This window comes from Vibrio crassostreae (genome assembly GCF_024347415.1).
In the GTDB taxonomy this organism is placed as follows: Bacteria; Pseudomonadota; Gammaproteobacteria; order Enterobacterales; family Vibrionaceae; genus Vibrio; species Vibrio crassostreae.
Genome location: NZ_AP025477.1, coordinates 1815899 through 1831522 on the forward strand (window position 1 = coordinate 1815899; position 15624 = coordinate 1831522).

14 protein-coding genes are annotated in these 15624 nt (G+C 44.9%); 6 read left to right on the forward strand and 8 right to left on the reverse strand.

Going from position 1 to position 15624, the window contains the following annotated elements; genetic code table 11:
* Nucleotides 1-39 precede the first annotated feature (39 nt).
* The 5 genes from OC193_RS23740 to uraH all read right to left on the reverse strand — a co-directional run bounded on the left by OC193_RS23740 (nt 40) and on the right by uraH (nt 7459).
* Nucleotides 40-1278, reverse strand: coding sequence for an alpha-xenorhabdolysin family binary toxin subunit A (locus tag OC193_RS23740; RefSeq protein ID WP_048658938.1), 1239 nt, complete (start codon nt 1276-1278; stop codon nt 40-42).
* A 767-nt stretch (nt 1279-2045) separates the two neighbouring features.
* Complete coding sequence (locus OC193_RS23745) at nt 2046-3410, reverse strand: 8-oxoguanine deaminase (RefSeq protein WP_048658939.1); 1365 nt, start codon at nt 3408-3410, stop codon at nt 2046-2048.
* A gap of 162 nt (nt 3411-3572) precedes the next feature.
* Nucleotides 3573-5024: a nucleobase:cation symporter-2 family protein gene (locus tag OC193_RS23750; protein ID WP_048663857.1), complete on the reverse strand. Its 1452-nt coding sequence runs from the start codon at nt 5022-5024 to the stop codon at nt 3573-3575.
* Between the two features lie 225 nt (nt 5025-5249).
* On the reverse strand, nt 5250-6593 hold the full coding sequence (locus OC193_RS23755; RefSeq protein ID WP_048663856.1) for an NCS2 family permease: 1344 nt from the start codon (nt 6591-6593) through the stop codon (nt 5250-5252).
* 512 nt (nt 6594-7105) lie between these two features.
* Nucleotides 7106-7459, reverse strand: a complete 354-nt coding sequence (uraH, locus tag OC193_RS23760) for a hydroxyisourate hydrolase (RefSeq protein WP_004732855.1) — start codon at nt 7457-7459, stop codon at nt 7106-7108.
* Between the two features lie 398 nt (nt 7460-7857).
* Here uraH and puuE point away from each other — a divergent pair, with 398 nt between their 5' ends.
* The 5 genes from puuE to OC193_RS23785 all read left to right on the forward strand — a co-directional run bounded on the left by puuE (nt 7858) and on the right by OC193_RS23785 (nt 12333).
* Complete coding sequence (gene puuE / locus OC193_RS23765; protein ID WP_048663855.1) at nt 7858-8778, forward strand: allantoinase PuuE; 921 nt, start codon at nt 7858-7860, stop codon at nt 8776-8778.
* A 23-nt stretch (nt 8779-8801) separates the two neighbouring features.
* Nucleotides 8802-9317, forward strand: coding sequence for a 2-oxo-4-hydroxy-4-carboxy-5-ureidoimidazoline decarboxylase (gene uraD / locus OC193_RS23770; RefSeq protein WP_017061596.1), 516 nt, complete (start codon nt 8802-8804; stop codon nt 9315-9317).
* Between the two features lie 123 nt (nt 9318-9440).
* Complete coding sequence (gene alc, locus OC193_RS23775; RefSeq protein WP_048663854.1) at nt 9441-10427, forward strand: allantoicase; 987 nt, start codon at nt 9441-9443, stop codon at nt 10425-10427.
* 14 nt (nt 10428-10441) lie between these two features.
* Complete coding sequence (locus tag OC193_RS23780) at nt 10442-11002, forward strand: ureidoglycolate lyase (RefSeq protein WP_048663853.1); 561 nt, start codon at nt 10442-10444, stop codon at nt 11000-11002.
* A gap of 14 nt (nt 11003-11016) precedes the next feature.
* Nucleotides 11017-12333, forward strand: a complete 1317-nt coding sequence (locus OC193_RS23785; RefSeq protein WP_048663852.1) for a urate hydroxylase PuuD — start codon at nt 11017-11019, stop codon at nt 12331-12333.
* A gap of 189 nt (nt 12334-12522) precedes the next feature.
* Here OC193_RS23785 and OC193_RS23790 read toward each other — a convergent pair whose 3' ends face one another.
* A complete protein-coding gene (locus tag OC193_RS23790; protein WP_048663851.1) occupies nt 12523-12969 on the reverse strand; it encodes a TetR/AcrR family transcriptional regulator in 447 nt (148 codons plus the stop codon).
* A gap of 219 nt (nt 12970-13188) precedes the next feature.
* On the opposite strand from OC193_RS23790, the gene OC193_RS23795 reads away from it, so the two are divergent.
* Nucleotides 13189-13407, forward strand: coding sequence for a hypothetical protein (locus tag OC193_RS23795; protein ID WP_132970713.1), 219 nt, complete (start codon nt 13189-13191; stop codon nt 13405-13407).
* 88 nt (nt 13408-13495) lie between these two features.
* Here the strand turns inward: OC193_RS23795 and OC193_RS23800 are convergent, their stop codons facing one another.
* On the reverse strand, nt 13496-14236 hold the full coding sequence (locus OC193_RS23800; protein WP_048663849.1) for a MipA/OmpV family protein: 741 nt from the start codon (nt 14234-14236) through the stop codon (nt 13496-13498).
* A gap of 708 nt (nt 14237-14944) precedes the next feature.
* Nucleotides 14945-15619 (reverse strand): M15 family metallopeptidase, encoded by a 675-nt coding sequence (locus OC193_RS23805; RefSeq protein WP_048663848.1) that lies wholly within the window; start codon nt 15617-15619, stop codon nt 14945-14947.
* Between the last annotated feature and the right edge of the window lie 5 nt (nt 15620-15624).

The window sequence follows — 15624 nt, forward strand, 5'->3', positions numbered from 1 at the left end:
TCGTTATTCGTCGCGCTATTTCTTCGAGATGTATAGGGACTATTCCATTTCTTGAATGTACGCATTGTTTGCGAACGCTTTTGCTTTCTCGCTGATATTACTCCAGTTACTTTCTGCAACCGTTGTATTGGCAAGCGCACCTATCGCACCAAGCATTGCGTCGTCTTTCATGATGTCGGCATTATTCTGGGCTTGTTCTAATGCCACAAGCAGTGAGGTGAAGTCGGCATTCATTTTCTGCCAATTCAGTTTCAGCTTATTAATATGTGGAATCGCATTTTCAATTTGTTGAGAGATCATATCGATACTTTCTGAAGAGCGATGATAAGAGTTATATATTTTCTGCGTGTAAGTTAACTGCTCTTGAAGCTCTTTTACTTCGTTTTGTAATTCGTTACGAAGTTTACGTGCTTTTTCTGCTTTATCGCCATATACGCCCATGATTGGACCTGCAACCAGAGGGAACCATGCATAAGTCACCGCAGTAGAGGCGACAGTAACGTAGTGAGTGTAATCTTTGTTGAGTTGAGTAATACGCGCATTGATGTCATTCACTCGTTGTTGAAGCGCGCTGCCATCGTCGCTTAGGTAACTGTTGTGAGTGCCTTCCAACACATCTAATTGCAATTTTTGAGTGTCTAATGTAGCTGAAAATTCTAATAGGTTGCCGCCAGCGTCAGACACTTCTTGCTGGTATCTCATTGAAAAACTTTGCAGGCTTTTCAGGTAAGCGATCGCCACCTTTCTATTGCGTTCTACCGCTTCGATATCTTCCGGGAGTGGCGAGAATGCTTTGGCCAGCATTTCATTCAAAGCATCGCTTAGTGGGTTAAGCATGAAGTCTTTAATTTGGACGTAATTGGCCAAGCTTAATGACAGGTCAACGATGCTTGGATAAAGCTCTTTTTTCCAATAGAAGGCGGTATCGTGAATACTTGAGTACTGCTGAACCAATGCTTCGAAATTAGAGAAAGGAATGTCGTTAGGAATACTTAAAGTCGACTTCATACTGGCTTCTGTCACGGGCAGTGCCAAAGCGCCTTCAACATAGGCTTGGATCTGATACCACTCTTGCTGTTTGAGAATAAAGTTGTCGGTATCTAAATCAATAAAGACGCCGTTCTCACCGATTATCGTATCGTAGGTGACTTGAGGTATGTTTTGTTCAGCTGACGCTTGGTTAATTTGAACTGGCGCTGCTTGAGAAGTGAAAGCAAAAGAAGAAAGTAGCCCAATTGAAATCGAAGATAGTACGAGTGTTTTAGTGATTTTTTTCATCGTTTAGCCCTGTTAGATTTGTTATTAGCTTTTTACAAAGACAATAATCCCCCTACCATTCGATGGCATTTTTAAATATTTATGAAGGGTTATTGAATAGTTTTATATTGTTATTTTTATAATTATTTTTTTGTTTTTAAAATTGACTCCTTTAATGTGTTTTTTGTTTTTATAAGATTTGCTCAATCTATAGTAGATTTATAATGAAAAGTTCTATTTAGATCACACATTTGAATTCATATTGATTGATTGTTGATCTATTGAATTTAATGATATTTAAGTCACTACTCTTGTGTCTTTTGTCAGGCTAGGTGTGGAAAGGTCTCGAGAGGTTTTTATTCTATTCATAAATGCGATAAGTGATAAAATTATAATTATCCTCATAATTTCAATTATTACTAAATCTGTTGATTAATTTGATGAATATATAAATAGAACGAGCGTTTTAAATTTGATCTGTGCCAGATAATGTTCAGGTTTTATATTAAGGAAAGTTTCTGTTAGTGGCTTTTTATTAGCGAGTGTTTTATTAGTGGAGCTTGTATTAGGTATAATTAAATTAGATTATCTTTAATTAGTGGCATTGTTTTGGGTTTATTAAGGCTGGCTTTATTTAACGAAATAGATGGATACATAGGTGAGAGGACATCATGTTCATGGGGTTTTAGAATGTTTGCGATATTTTCGAATCATTGTGGATGTTCTGGATGTTTACCCATCAAAACCACTCACTTCTGCTCGCAGTGTTTGATGGGCAAGTGTCTTAGTTAGTTGTTATTCATCGCCAACTTACCTAGCTTCATTGCAGCAGCGTGATGACGGTGCATTAGTTGCTCCATGTCTACGCCAATCACGGCGCCATCGTTGACTCGCCATTTTCCGGCAACCATCACTTTATCCGCTTGTTGAGCGCCGCAGAGTAGTAATGCAGCCAGTGGATCGTGGCTACCAGAGAAGCGAATGTCATCGAGTTTGAACATCGCGATGTCGGCTTGTTTGCCAACCTCTAGCGTGCCGATATCCGTTCTGCCCATTGCAGCAGCAGATCCGGATGTCGCCCAACGAAGTGCGTCTAAGTGAGATACGTTTGCTGAGCCATATTGTAGGCGTTGTAGATACATCGCCATGCGTACTTCGGCAATCATGTTAGAACCGTCATTCGAGGCTGAACCATCGACACCCAGTCCGACTTTTACGCCAGCGGCTTCAAGGTCGTTGTTCTTACAAATACCGGAAGCCAACATCATGTTGGAAGTTGGGCAGTGACTGATACCAATGCCTGCTTTACCCAAGCGCTTGATCTCTTCTGGATTGAAGTGAATACCATGAGCAAGCCAAGTGCGTTCATTCAGCCAGCCCACATCTTCTAAGTAATCAACTGGGCGCAAGCCAAACTTCTCAATACAGAAGTCTTCCTCATCTAAGGTTTCGCATAGGTGCGTGTGCATCATCACGCTTTCACGTTCACTGATCTTGGCTGTCTCTTTCATTAGATCAGTGGTTACTGAGAACGGCGAACAAGGCGCGAGTGCTATTTGAATCATTGCCCCTTCATCACGCTGGTGGTAATCACGAATCAAGCGCTGGCTGTCATCAATGATGGTTTGTTCGGTTTGAATGGTGTGTCGTGGAGGTAGCCCACCTTCATCTTCCCCAAGACTCATTGAACCACGTGTGAATATGGCTCTAACGCCCAGCTTCTCTGCGGCCTCGACTTGTAAATCAATAGCGTGCTCAAGTCCATTAGGTAGCAAGTAGTGGTGATCGGATGCAGTAGTACAGCCCGACATCATTAATTCAACCAGCGCCAATTCTGTAGCAAGGCTCATCATCTCAGAATCGAGGTTGGCCCAAACTGGGTAGAGGCTTTGTAGCCAATGGAAGAGTTCTTTATTGAGTGCGCCCGGGTAGGCTCGCGTTAGGGTTTGATAGAAGTGGTGGTGCGCATTGATAAGCCCAGGAGTCACAACATGACGAGAGGCGTCGACGCTGTAATCTACGGGTGAGGTCGGCTCTTTGTGTTTGCCAACCAGCTCAATGATTTTATTACCTTTAATGACAATGCCGCCTTCTGCATCAGCAAGTGAGCCAGTGTAGATTGCGAGAGGATTCTTAATCCAGATGGTTTCCATTCATAGTAGTCCTTAGCCATCTCAGCCTTTTCAGGGAAGAGGGTCTTTATTTGGTATTTGTTGTTGAAAGATAAATTCGAATCAAGGGCGATGAAATATTCAAGTGTTTTCGTTACGCCCGTGATTCTACGGAAATCAGTTTTTCGCTAATTAGCGATTTAGCTAGTTCGTTTTTGGCTCAGGGTTATCTGATCCCGTTTGAACGTCAGGTTCTGTTGTTGCTTGTTGAATCTCTGATTGCTCGTTTGAGTGTAGCTCTTCTTCAGCTTGTTCTTTCATTTCTAGTTCAACTTGCGCCTGGCTTTCGGCTAACGCTTCTTGCTCTTCTGCTCGTGAAGACTTCGGCAATACAAGGTTAAGAACAACCGTCATGATGGTGCCAGTCGTAATGCCAGAGTGCAGGAAGTTCGCTAAATCGTGTGGCAAGTGTTGCAGCAATCTTGGCTCGAAAGTTACGGCCAAGCCAGACGCCAAACCTACACAGATTACCAAGGCATTTCGCTTGGTGTCTGCGGCCTTGATCAACATGCGGATACCCGCGTAAGCAATCATTCCGAACATTACAAAGCCCACGCCGCCTAAAACGGGTTTAGGGATTGTGACGGCAATAGCGGCTAATTTCGGGAATAAACCACCTAAAATTAACAAACCACCTGTTGCAGCTACTACATAGCGACTTGCAACACCAGTGATACCAACAATACCAACGTTTTGGCTAAATGATGCTAGTGGCATCGCTGTTAAAATCGAAGATAAGGTGCTGCCAAGGCCATCGCCTAGTAATCCACGTTTTAGATCTTTACCGCTGACTTGGGTTTGGCAGTTGTTGCCAAGTGCCATGAAGTCGCCAGTTGCTTCCGCGATAACCACGATGTACACCAAGCTCATGCTGATGATGGCACTCGCAGAAAAGGTAAAGCCGTATTTGAAAGGTTCAGGGCCACCGACCCAAGCGGCAGAGCTGATTTGTTCAAGGTCGACCATGCCAAGCGATAGCGCCACAATGTAACCGCCTGCTAGGCCAATCACGATAGCGGAGGCCGCAACCGCGCCTTTACAGTAAACCGATACACCAACCACGATGCCTAGCGATACAAGGGCGAGAAACAGTTTAGGTAGAGTGGCGAATTGTTCCGTGTTGGCAGGAGAGTCGCCAACCCAGTTCATGGCAACCGGTAAAATGGTTAAGCCGATTAAGGTAACCACAACACCACTTACCACGGTCGGGAATAGCTTGCGAACCTTGTCCATATAGAAGCTGGCACCAATGACCACAAACGAGCCGATAAGCGCCGAGCCCATGATAGCGGCGACACCACCTTCGTTACCGATCGAAATAGCCACACCTAAAAAGGCAAAGCTTGAACCCATCACCACGGGCAGTCGAATCCCCACTGGACCAAAACCAAGACATTGCGCGACAGTCACAATACCTGACGCCAATAGCGCTGCATTGATCAGTGAGACGATCTCGGTGTTGGGCAGGCCGATGGAGGCGCCGACAATAAGAGGGACAGCAACGATGCCACCAATCGAGGCGAGCATATGCTGTAAAGCGAGTAGAAGGGTTAGCCCATGGGGCGGTCTTTCATTAAGGGTGTACAGAAGTTTCATTTGATATTCCTCTGCCTGCGTTTCCGTTTACAGGCGATTGGCGGTCAAATAATGACTTCTACAAACTGCGTAGGGTCATAAAAAAGGTGCACTGAATCGGTAGGGATTCTGCTCTCTTGCCATCAATACAATTAGCTTTCTTAAAAATCATATTGTTGCTTGGCTCGCGAACCAGCCAAGCAACGTTGTGAGCAATCAAGAAATGACTGCTCAGGAGCTATAGGGTTAACCGATGAACACCAGCTTGGCGATGAAGATAGCCGCTAAGAAGTACATCGAAATTGATACGTCTTTTGTTTTACCTGTTGCAAGTTTCAGCACTGTATAGGTAATGAAACCCAGTGCGATACCGTTAGCGATAGAGAAGGTCAGAGGCATCATTAACGCTGTAATCGCAGCTGGAGCACCGTTGGTAAAGTCTTTCCAATCGACGTGCTGCATGCTGCTCATCATCACGAATGCCACGTAAATAAGAGCACCAGACGTTGCGTAAGCAGGGATCATACCTGCTAATGGCGATAGGAAAATCGCTGCTAAGAACAACACACCAACCACAATTGCTGAAAGACCAGTTCGTGCGCCTGCTGCAACGCCCGCTGCACTCTCTACATAACTGGTTACTGGCGGACAACCCACACACGCACCTGCCACACTTGAGATACTGTCAGCTTTCAGTGCTTTGCTAAGACCTTCAATTTTGCCCGTTTCAGGGTTAGTTAGGTTTGCGCGCTCTGCCACGCCCATCAAAGTACCTGCGGTATCGAACATGTTTACAAAAAGGAAAGCCAAGATAACGCTGATCATCGAAACATCAAGCGCACCCATAATGTCCATTTTTAGGAATGTAGGCGCTAAACTTGGTGGTGCTGCGAAGAAGCCGTTGTAATGCACTAAGCCAAGCATCATGCCGACAAGCGTAACACTCAAAATACCGATTAGCACCGCACCAAAGACTTTACGCTCACTGAGTACCGCGATGATAAGAAATGCGATAGCAGCCAATAGCGCTTCTGGTTTAGTGAAGTCACCTAGTGATACCAAAGTAGCTGGGTTTTCGACGACGATACCTGCTGTTTTTAAGCCAATCAGGCCTAAGAACAAACCAACACCCGCTGTCATGGAGTAACGCAGACTCACCGGGATACTTTCAATTATCCATTGGCGGACTTTGTAAAAGCTCATTCCGACGAACAAGATACCTGAGATAAACACAGCACCCAGTGCCACTTCCCAGCTGTAGCCCATTTCGCTTACTACCGTGAACGAGAAGAAGGCGTTTAAGCCCATGCCCGGTGCAAGGCCGACAGGCCAGTTGGCAAATAAGCCCATTAACAAACAACCGATCGCGGCACCAATACAAGTAGCGACGAATACCGCCCCTGCATCCATACCCGATGCGGCCATGATTTGTGGGTTAACGAAGATGATGTAAGCCATGGTTGCGAAGGTGGTGACACCGCCGACTAACTCATTTTTTACGCTACTTCCGTGGGCCTTAATTTTAAAAAACTTCTCTAAAATTCCGTTGTTCGCATCTTGGTTGAGTATTTCTGTTTTACTCTCACTCATGTCAGCAAGTCCTTTTATGTTGTGATCCATTTATTGAATACAGCGAGATTTCAATATTAAGTTTTAAGGTTTTTTCCTAGCCGCTATTTCTTTAGTTATCTGTTGTTTAGTCATCAACTTCTAACTATTAACGTTGTTAGTATTTTTATATGAGCGTGTTGAGGGTCTGTTGACCTTTCGCGGTTAAATTTTGTTCGAGATAGAATCGTTTTAGGCGCGGCAAGGAGTATGTAGCCTAGCCACTCTAAGTAAATACTTCTTAACAAAGCATAAAACGATTCTAGCCGAACCCTTCGGGCAGCCTTTGTGGTTCATTTCTACTGCGTTATCGGCTTCTCATGTAGGCTAGCTACACATCAAAGCCTCTGCCTTGTAGAAATTTTCCACAAAGCGCTGCAAAAATCAGCTCGAAAGGCCAATAGACCCTACTGAGCGCGCATCATTTTAGATGCACGCACTAATCTGTTTAATATTTGTCGGTTGAGCCTAGTTCGAAGTTCTAGGACACGGGACTAACTGCCCCGATAGGTTGAGAAACTGTAAGGCGAGACAAGAAGAGGAACGTGATAATGCGCTTCTGGATCATCTAAGCCGAAACGAATAACCACATCGTCTAGGAAAGGCACACCATCCAATTCCACACCTTTGCTTTTGTAGTAATCCGCAACGTAGAACACCAATTGATATTTCCCCGGTCGGAAATCATTCCCTGCCAGAATCGGCGCATCGGTTCGGCCATCGGAGTTCGTGATTACCGTCGCCAGCTTTTCTGTTGAGTCTTCATTGACCTTATAAAGCTCTACCTTGATCTCTGCACCCGGTAAGCCGTGAGTCGTGTCTAATACGTGTGTTGTTAGTCTTCCCATAGTCCTTTAATAGCGCTTTTGGCGCTCCTCTGTTCCGTGGTTTATCTGTCTGCTTCGACCTTGCAAAGAATGCAACTGGTCACTTTGTTATCACTAACTATGTACGAACTGTACACAATTAGTAAAGCTAATTGTTGGAAAAATGTTAACCATTGTGTCGTTTTTTCTGAATTTATAGATCTTGATTATCGTTTTTTGGTGAGCTTGTGTTTTGTTAACTTATTGTTTTTAAATGAATGAGGTGCGTAAATTTAACTTGAATAACAAAATCTTTACATTGAGATAAATAATTGTATACAATAAATGTACAGGGGTAAGGTTGCTTTGTTTATCGAGAATCCATTTGGTGACTCAGTTAAAGAGCGGCTAAGCCAACCACTTATGTTAGGAGTACTTGGATGAATAAGGATTATTCAAGAAATTTGATCGGTTACGGAGCCAACCCTCCAAACCCTCAATGGCCAGGTAATGCGCGCGTCGCGGTTTCTTTTGTATTGAACTATGAAGAGGGCGGTGAGCGTTGTTTGTTACATGGAGACGACGAGTCTGAAGCCTTTCTCTCAGAGATCCCGTCAGCACAGCCGATCAAAGGCGAACGTCACATCAGCATGGAATCCATCTATGAGTATGGTAGCCGAGCGGGTGTGTGGCGTGTTCTTCGCTTGTTCGATGAATATGAAATCCCACTGACTGTATTTGCGGTCGCTATGGCAATTGAGCGTCACCCAGACGTAGCAAAAGCCATGATAGAAGCGGGTCACGAAATCTGTAGCCACGGTTATCGCTGGATTGACTATCAATACATTGATGAGTCAGAAGAGCGCGACCACATGACCAAAGCTATTGAGATCATCCAACAAGTGACGGGTCAACGACCACAAGGTTGGTATACCGGTCGAACGGGTCCAAATACGCGTCGGTTGGTAGCAGAAGAGGGCGGTTTTCTTTACGACTCAGATGCCTATGACGATGACCTGCCTTATTGGCACACCGAAACCGGTCATCCACAACTGGTGATCCCATACACACTCGATGTAAACGATATGCGCTTCTCAACCGCGCAAGGTTTCAACTCGGGTGAGCAGTTCTTCCAATATCTAAAAGACACGTTTGACACCCTTTATATGGAAGGCGAAACCGCACCGAAAATGATGTCGGTTGGGCTGCATTGTCGTCTTATTGGACGTCCCGGTCGTATTGCTGCATTAAGACGTTTCTTAGATTACGTAAAACAGCACGACAGTGTGTGGCTATGTCGTCGAATCGATATCGCGAACCACTGGCACCAACATCACCCATACAACGAACAACAAAATTAGAACGAACAGCAAGGAGGCTTAACGTGACTGAATTTCGATCTTGCCAACCAACAACCATGAACCGCGATACCTTTGTCGCGCACTTTGCTGATGTGTACGAACACAGCCCATGGGTTGCTGAAGCGGTGTATGACCAAGGTTTGAATGCCGAAGATGACCATATCGAGAATCTTCATCTAAAAATGGCATCAACCTTGTTAAATGCCGATCAAGGCAAACAGTTGGCTTTGATCAATGCTCACCCGGATTTAGCCGGTCGAGCAGCAGTAAACGGCGAACTCACCGAGTCGTCGACCAAAGAACAAGCGGGGGCGGGCATCGACCAGTGCAGCGCCGAAGAATTTGAAAAATTCACTTCTTACAACAACAGCTACAAAAGTCGCTTCAATTTCCCTTTTATCATGGCGGTGAAGGGAGCCAATCGTTACCAAATTCTTGAGTCGTTCGAGATGCGATTAGGAAATGATAGTGAAACTGAGTTTGCTACGGCGATTCAAGAGATCAACAAGATCGCGATGTTTCGTCTCTGGGATATGTAAGTTAACGGAGTTAACAGCTATCTCAGCCCAGTCTTAGTGCGCCAAAGGTTTGATTTGTAAAAACATAAGCCACTAAGTTCTCATTTTATTATTACTTGATTAATTTCATAGGATTACACGGACATGACCCATAAATTTGAACAGTACATAAACCTTGCAGACGAAAAACTCGGCGCAGAAGCTATTTTCGCAACCGACGATTTTTTCGCAGATAAAAGCCGTCTACTCAGTCACGTAGCACCAGAGTGGAAAGACGACTTATACGACGATAACGGCAAGTGGATGGACGGCTGGGAAAGCAGACGCAAACGCGGCGAAGGTTACGATTACTGTGTCGTTCGTCTTGGCCTAGCTGGCACCATTGCTGGCGTTGATATTGATACCTCATTCTTCACAGGTAACTTCCCACCTTCGGCATCAATTGACGCGTGTTATTCACCACAAGGTGAGCCAACTGACTCAACAGAGTGGCAAGAAATTCTGCCTTCAATGGCACTACAGGGTGATCATCATCATCTTGAAGACATCGAAAGTGACCAAGTATTTACGCACCTACGTTTGAACATCTACCCAGACGGCGGTGTCGCACGCCTACGTGTTTATGGCCGACCAAGCGTGGATTGGGACGCAATAGATTCTCAGCAACAAGTCGATCTAGCAGCGGTTGAGCACGGTGGTCGAGCACTCGCATGTAGCGATGAGCACTACGGCAACAAAGCCAACATCTTAGGCCCAGGCCGCGGTGAAAACATGGGTGATGGCTGGGAAACAGCACGTCGTCGTACACCGGGTAATGACTGGGTAATCGTGGCACTAGGCCACCCAGGTAACATCGAACGTATCGTTGTGGATACGGCACACTTCAAAGGTAACTACCCAGACAGCTGCTCAATCCAAGCGGCTTACGTGAAAGGTGGTACCGACGATCAAGTGGAAACACAAAGCCTATTCTGGCGTGAACTCTTGCCAGCACAAAAGCTGCAAGCGCATGAGATTCACGAATTCATTTCTGAGGTAAACGACCTTGGTGCGATTACCCACGTACGTGCAAACATATTCCCAGATGGTGGTATTAGCCGTTTGCGTCTATTTGGTACGAAAGCGAAATAGGTAAGGAAACGAGTATGAGTAGTGGAATACGTCGTTTATCTATCGAACCGTTAACCAAGCAGGCTTTTGCAGAGTTTGGCGATGTTATCGAGTCCGATAATAGTGATTTCTTCATGATCAACAGTGGATCAACACGTCGCTACCACAAGCTAGCGACAACGGATGTGCAAGACCAAGACGGAGAAGCGATCATCAGCATCTTCCAGGCCACACCGTTGAGCTACCCACTGACCATCAAAATGTTAGAGCGTCATCCACTTGGCTCTCAGGCATTCGTTCCATTACTTGGTCAACCCTATTTAATTGTTGTTGCACCAAAAGGCGATAACCCAACGTTAGCCAATAGCCGAGCTTTCTTGAGCAACGGCCGTCAAGGAGTGAACTATCACAAAGGGGTGTGGCATCACCCAGTTCTCGCGCTCACCGATCAAGACCAGTTCTTGATTGTCGATAGAGGCGGAGAAGGACATAACTGTGATGAAGTTTATTTCGAGAACGATCGAGTGGCATTGCATTTGGAAGATCTGCCAACGGAAGACAACAAGGAAGAACAACGCTTAGCTAAAGCGTTGTGATACAGGAGTTTATTATGGATCCGCATATTACAGAGTGGTTGAATTTAGCGATTCGCTGGATTCACATGATTGTTGGTGTTGCGTGGATAGGCGCATCATTTTACTTTGTTTGGTTAGAGAACAACCTTAACCGAGTTAACCCTAAAACGGGCCTTTCAGGCGACTTATGGGCGATTCACGGCGGTGGTATTTATCACCTAGAGAAGTACAAACTTGCACCACCAGAAATGCCAGAGCACCTGCACTGGTTCAAATGGGAAGCCTACTTCACGTGGATCACCGGTGTGTGTCTACTGGGTGTGGTTTATTACCTTAACGCTGAAATTTACCTGATTGCACCGGGCTCTGGCCTTGATTCAACAACAGCAATCGCGATTGGTATTGGTTCATTCGTTGCTGGTTGGTTTATATACGACTTACTGTGTGACTCACCATTAGGTAAAACCCCTGTGTTGCTTGGCGTTGTGCTGTTTGTGCTGCTCGTCGCTGCAACCTATGGCCTAACTCAAGTGTTCAGTGGGCGTGGTGCTTACATCCACGTGGGTGCCATCATTGGTACCATCATGGTGGGTAACGTATTCCGCGTTATCATGCCTGCGCAGCGCAACTTGGTGAAAGCGATTGAAGAGAAACGCGAACCGGATCCGGCATTGCCAGCGAAAGGTTTACTGCGCTCTCGTCACAACAACTACATGACACTGCCAGTGCTGTTCATCATGATCAGTAACCACTTCCCAAGCACTTATGGCTCGGAATACAACTGGTTGATCCTTGCAGGCTTAGCGATCTTCAGTATCTTGGTGCGTCACTACTTCAACACACGTCATGGTAGTCAGAAGTTCGCATGGACCGTGCCAGTCGCGGCATTGGGTATGATTACGCTCGCGTTTGTTACCTCACCTTACGCGAAAAAACAGATGACTCCGGTTGTGCAAGCGCCAGTGGTTCAAGAAGCGCAAGTGAGCGAGGCAGAATCTGCTCCAGAAGAACTTGTTGCGAACAGTACCGCTTCGGCAACGACTGATGTTCAACAGGCTCCAGCACACGCAACGCAATCTGCTAGCGCAGGCGTCAGCTTTGAAACCATCAACAAAGTCATTCAAGAGCGCTGTTCTGTGTGTCACTCATCAACCCCTAGCCATGCTGCTTTTGCTGCTGCACCTGGTGGTGTGATGTTTGATACGCCAGAAGAGATTAAAGCCAACGTACCAAGAATTGTTGCTCAAACCGTAACAACCAAGGTGATGCCGCTCGGCAACATGACTCAAATGACTGATGAAGAACGCGCACTCATCGGCACTTGGGTAGAGCAAGGCGCGACGCTTCAATAACCGTACTTTGCAACAACCGTACTTTGCAATAAAAGTACTCAGCATCCTTTACCTAAGAGCATGAGTCTTAGGTGAGGCTTGGGGAGAGTTTGGTTTACGGGCACGCGCCAAACTCATCCCACCCTGTTTCCCCGGTTCCTATAGCCGGGGCTTTTTGTTTTTGGACAATCGAGTATTAGGAAAGGCGAATTAAGCGGATTTTCGAGATTGGATATTACAAACGGCATAGCCAATACAGTGATAAATACAGTCGAGCACTTCTTGCTTTTCACCTTGGATTTTGGCTTGCAGCCCTTTGATGCCTTTCTCAGTTGGCATAATAGGGCCGAATGCGACAATAGCCGCTACAAAACTAGGTTCGTTATCAATGGCTTTCTGCCACGTCTTAGAGAAGGCCGCGGTTGACTCGTAGTTTAAGTGCTCATTGATGATCTTAGCAAAAAGAGGCTCAAGCTCTTTGGCAATATCGGCTTTTCTGTCGAAGTGAGCATTAATCCCTGACTTAGACACACCGGCTTTTTTAGCAATATAAGCAAAGGTTGCCTTATCGAAGCCTTCATTTAATGCGATATCAAATGCAGCATCGATGATCTTTTGTCGTGTAATAATCGCTTGTGCAGCGCTTGCTCTTCCCACTCTTGCCTCCGAACGTTGGATGATGGTTGTATTTTATGTGCCATCGATAATAAGCAGTAACAGGCCGTAGAATAAAGGCACAAAGCTTGCGATACAATCGATCGTTGAGTAACTGAACATTAATGGCTCAAAAAGGCCTCATCGAGTTCATGCTATTGAAATTATACATTTAGCATATAAAATAGAGGTTGTTAACCTTTATTTTTTGAAAGGCTCGAAATGATGACTAACCTGATACATTCCCCATTGAGCAGTCACAAACTGAATAGCGCCACTGATTACATCAACACCACGTTTTCAGCGAACAAGGCCGACCTGTCAGCCAAGCTAGATAGCCACAAGCAAATAGTTATCTCATCGTCGAATGGAACGGTATTAAAAAGGATTCAAGGGGAAGATGTGGTTAAGAAAATGAATAAAATAGATCTGTACGTATAGCGGTTTCAACTTGCGTTCAGGTTGTAGAAAGTCCTTTTTCTAAACCGGTTTCATTGATATTCAGTCGCGTTAAATGCGCTCAAGCACATTAGAAAGTGTAACTTACTCCAACATTCCCAATAACCGATGTTGTACTTTCAAGTATCGGGCTTTTCTCGATTTCAGAGTCGAGGTTTTCATATCTAACCCCTCCCGTTAAACGTAACTGCTTTGATAAGTGCATGTAACCCGTCAGACCGACAAAGTAGCGTCCACTCCAGTTTGGGTTAAATTCTTCAAAGCGAGTATTGGCTGCTTCAGACGCCGAAACACCATACAAATGCTCATTCAATTTATCGCTATTGAGTGAATATCCTATCGCTGGGATCAAACCAAATGGCCCCATATTGATGTGGTAGCTGTAACGAGTTTCTGCATAAAGGCCATTGTGAACTGAACCAATATCGGTACCCACACCTGCTCTGAGCTCTCCAACATTCGTCGTCAATACATAAGCGACCCCACCCATGAATGAAGGATCGCGATCATTCAGCTTCTTGATATAGGGATCATCGGATTCCTTCGCGTCTAAGGTGCGAGGATCGTAGGCCGCAAAGATAACGAGATTGTTCACGCTGCCTTTTGGAGCCAAGCGATAGCCAGCTTGGACACCTTCAATGAAAAAATGGCCATTATCGTAACTAATGAGAGGGAACGGCGTAACTTCGGTATCGCCTCCCTTGTAAACATTTGGCGAGTAACTGGCGGTTAGGCCTACGCCAATTTCAGCATTAATTGGTGCCGATAAAGACATGGCTAAAATGAGGGTAGTGAGTGCTGCTTTTTTCATGTTTTGCTCTTGTAAGGGGTGACCCTATATTCAAATTTAGGAATCCAACTCCAATAGAGTTGAGCGGTTATTCTAACTTTTGGTTACGAAGTAGCTTGACGACAAGTGTGACTAAACGTAGACTTCAAAAAAATAAAGGATGACGCCCCTTATTTTGGGCGAGTATAACAACAGTTCGTTGGCTTTGGCTAATTAATAATTAGCGGTAAACAAAAATCACGACCAAATAAAGGGTGTTAACCTTTAAAATATCTATGAATATTAGTGTGTTAGTTACATGTTTAGAGCCGGTAAGGCTTGTTTCTGGAGAGAGTGATGGGAGAGGAAGTGGAACCAATTTACATTTTTTTTTGTATTAGCAGCATCGTGATGAGTGCTCTATGCATTGTCGCTGCATTGCTGGTTTATCGCATGATTAAGCGGAACATAGAGGACAGATGATGACCCTTTTAGATTGGATTGTTAGCAAAGTAACACACGGTATTCCAACAACCATTTGCCAATCCCTCAACTAGGACATCAGCTTTAGATGAGGTTTCGGGGGAGTTTGATCGCAGGCATACGTCAGACTCATTTTCCCCATCTTCCCCGGCTCCTATCGCCGGGGATTTTTTGTTTTTGGATGAGAGAAAGTAGGGTTCTATTTAGGGTTAATGGCTTTCAGTAGAAGTAGAATTTAATAGGTATTGTGGTTTCAGCTACTATGAGTCAGTTAGCCTTGATATGTCCTATTTCTATAGCTGAATAGACAGCGTGTGGGGCTTCAGCCACTCTAGCCCAATATTTGTCTCCATAAGACCAATGCCACCACTCAAATGGGTAATTGATAAATCCCGCTTTTTCCATGCACTCAAATAGCACTCTTCTATTTTCAATGACATCAGATTCAAGCGATCCACAAAATGAATAACACTTCCCTTGTGAGATCGTTGCATCTTCATCATATTGACAGCCAAGGTCAATTTCATTACCTAGGCGGTCAACTAAAGACACGTCGACAGCTCCTCCAGTAGGATGGCCTGCTACATTCGGTGGAGCTATATATTCCGCAGTGATCTCATGAACTTCTTGAGATGTAAGGTTTATATGTTTTTCTGAGCAAAATAACTGAATTAACCTTCGATTATAAATAAAGCTTTGAAAAGACTTCGGTCTGTATGTTTCTTTTACAGATAAGTAGATACCCTCAGGTAAGCACAGTGACGCGTCACTTAATCGTTTGACCACACTTTCTCTAGCTATAAATTGATTTGCGTAACCGAGTTCAACCTCATAATCGAGGACTATTTTTGTTCCTTTTGGATTAATGGGAACGATGGGCTCTCGGTTCTCGATTACGGGCATGTTTTGTACTCGAGGGTCTAATAAACTTATGTTTTTCAATGAAA

Bases quoted from the DNA above. Each gene is read 5' to 3' on its own strand.
- OC193_RS23740 (WP_048658938.1), bottom strand. From the start codon at position 1,278: ATGAAAAAAATCACTAAAACACTCGTACTATCTTCGATTTCAATTGGG.
- OC193_RS23745 (WP_048658939.1), bottom strand. From the start codon at position 3,410: ATGGAAACCATCTGGATTAAGAATCCTCTCGCAATCTACACTGGCTCA.
- OC193_RS23750 (WP_048663857.1), bottom strand. From the start codon at position 5,024: ATGAAACTTCTGTACACCCTTAATGAAAGACCGCCCCATGGGCTAACC.
- OC193_RS23755 (WP_048663856.1), bottom strand. From the start codon at position 6,593: ATGAGTGAGAGTAAAACAGAAATACTCAACCAAGATGCGAACAACGGA.
- uraH (WP_004732855.1), bottom strand. From the start codon at position 7,459: ATGGGAAGACTAACAACACACGTATTAGACACGACTCACGGCTTACCG.
- puuE (WP_048663855.1), top strand. From the start codon at position 7,858: ATGAATAAGGATTATTCAAGAAATTTGATCGGTTACGGAGCCAACCCT.
- alc (WP_048663854.1), top strand. From the start codon at position 9,441: ATGACCCATAAATTTGAACAGTACATAAACCTTGCAGACGAAAAACTC.
- OC193_RS23780 (WP_048663853.1), top strand. From the start codon at position 10,442: ATGAGTAGTGGAATACGTCGTTTATCTATCGAACCGTTAACCAAGCAG.
- OC193_RS23785 (WP_048663852.1), top strand. From the start codon at position 11,017: ATGGATCCGCATATTACAGAGTGGTTGAATTTAGCGATTCGCTGGATT.
- OC193_RS23795 (WP_132970713.1), top strand. From the start codon at position 13,189: ATGATGACTAACCTGATACATTCCCCATTGAGCAGTCACAAACTGAAT.
- OC193_RS23800 (WP_048663849.1), bottom strand. From the start codon at position 14,236: ATGAAAAAAGCAGCACTCACTACCCTCATTTTAGCCATGTCTTTATCG.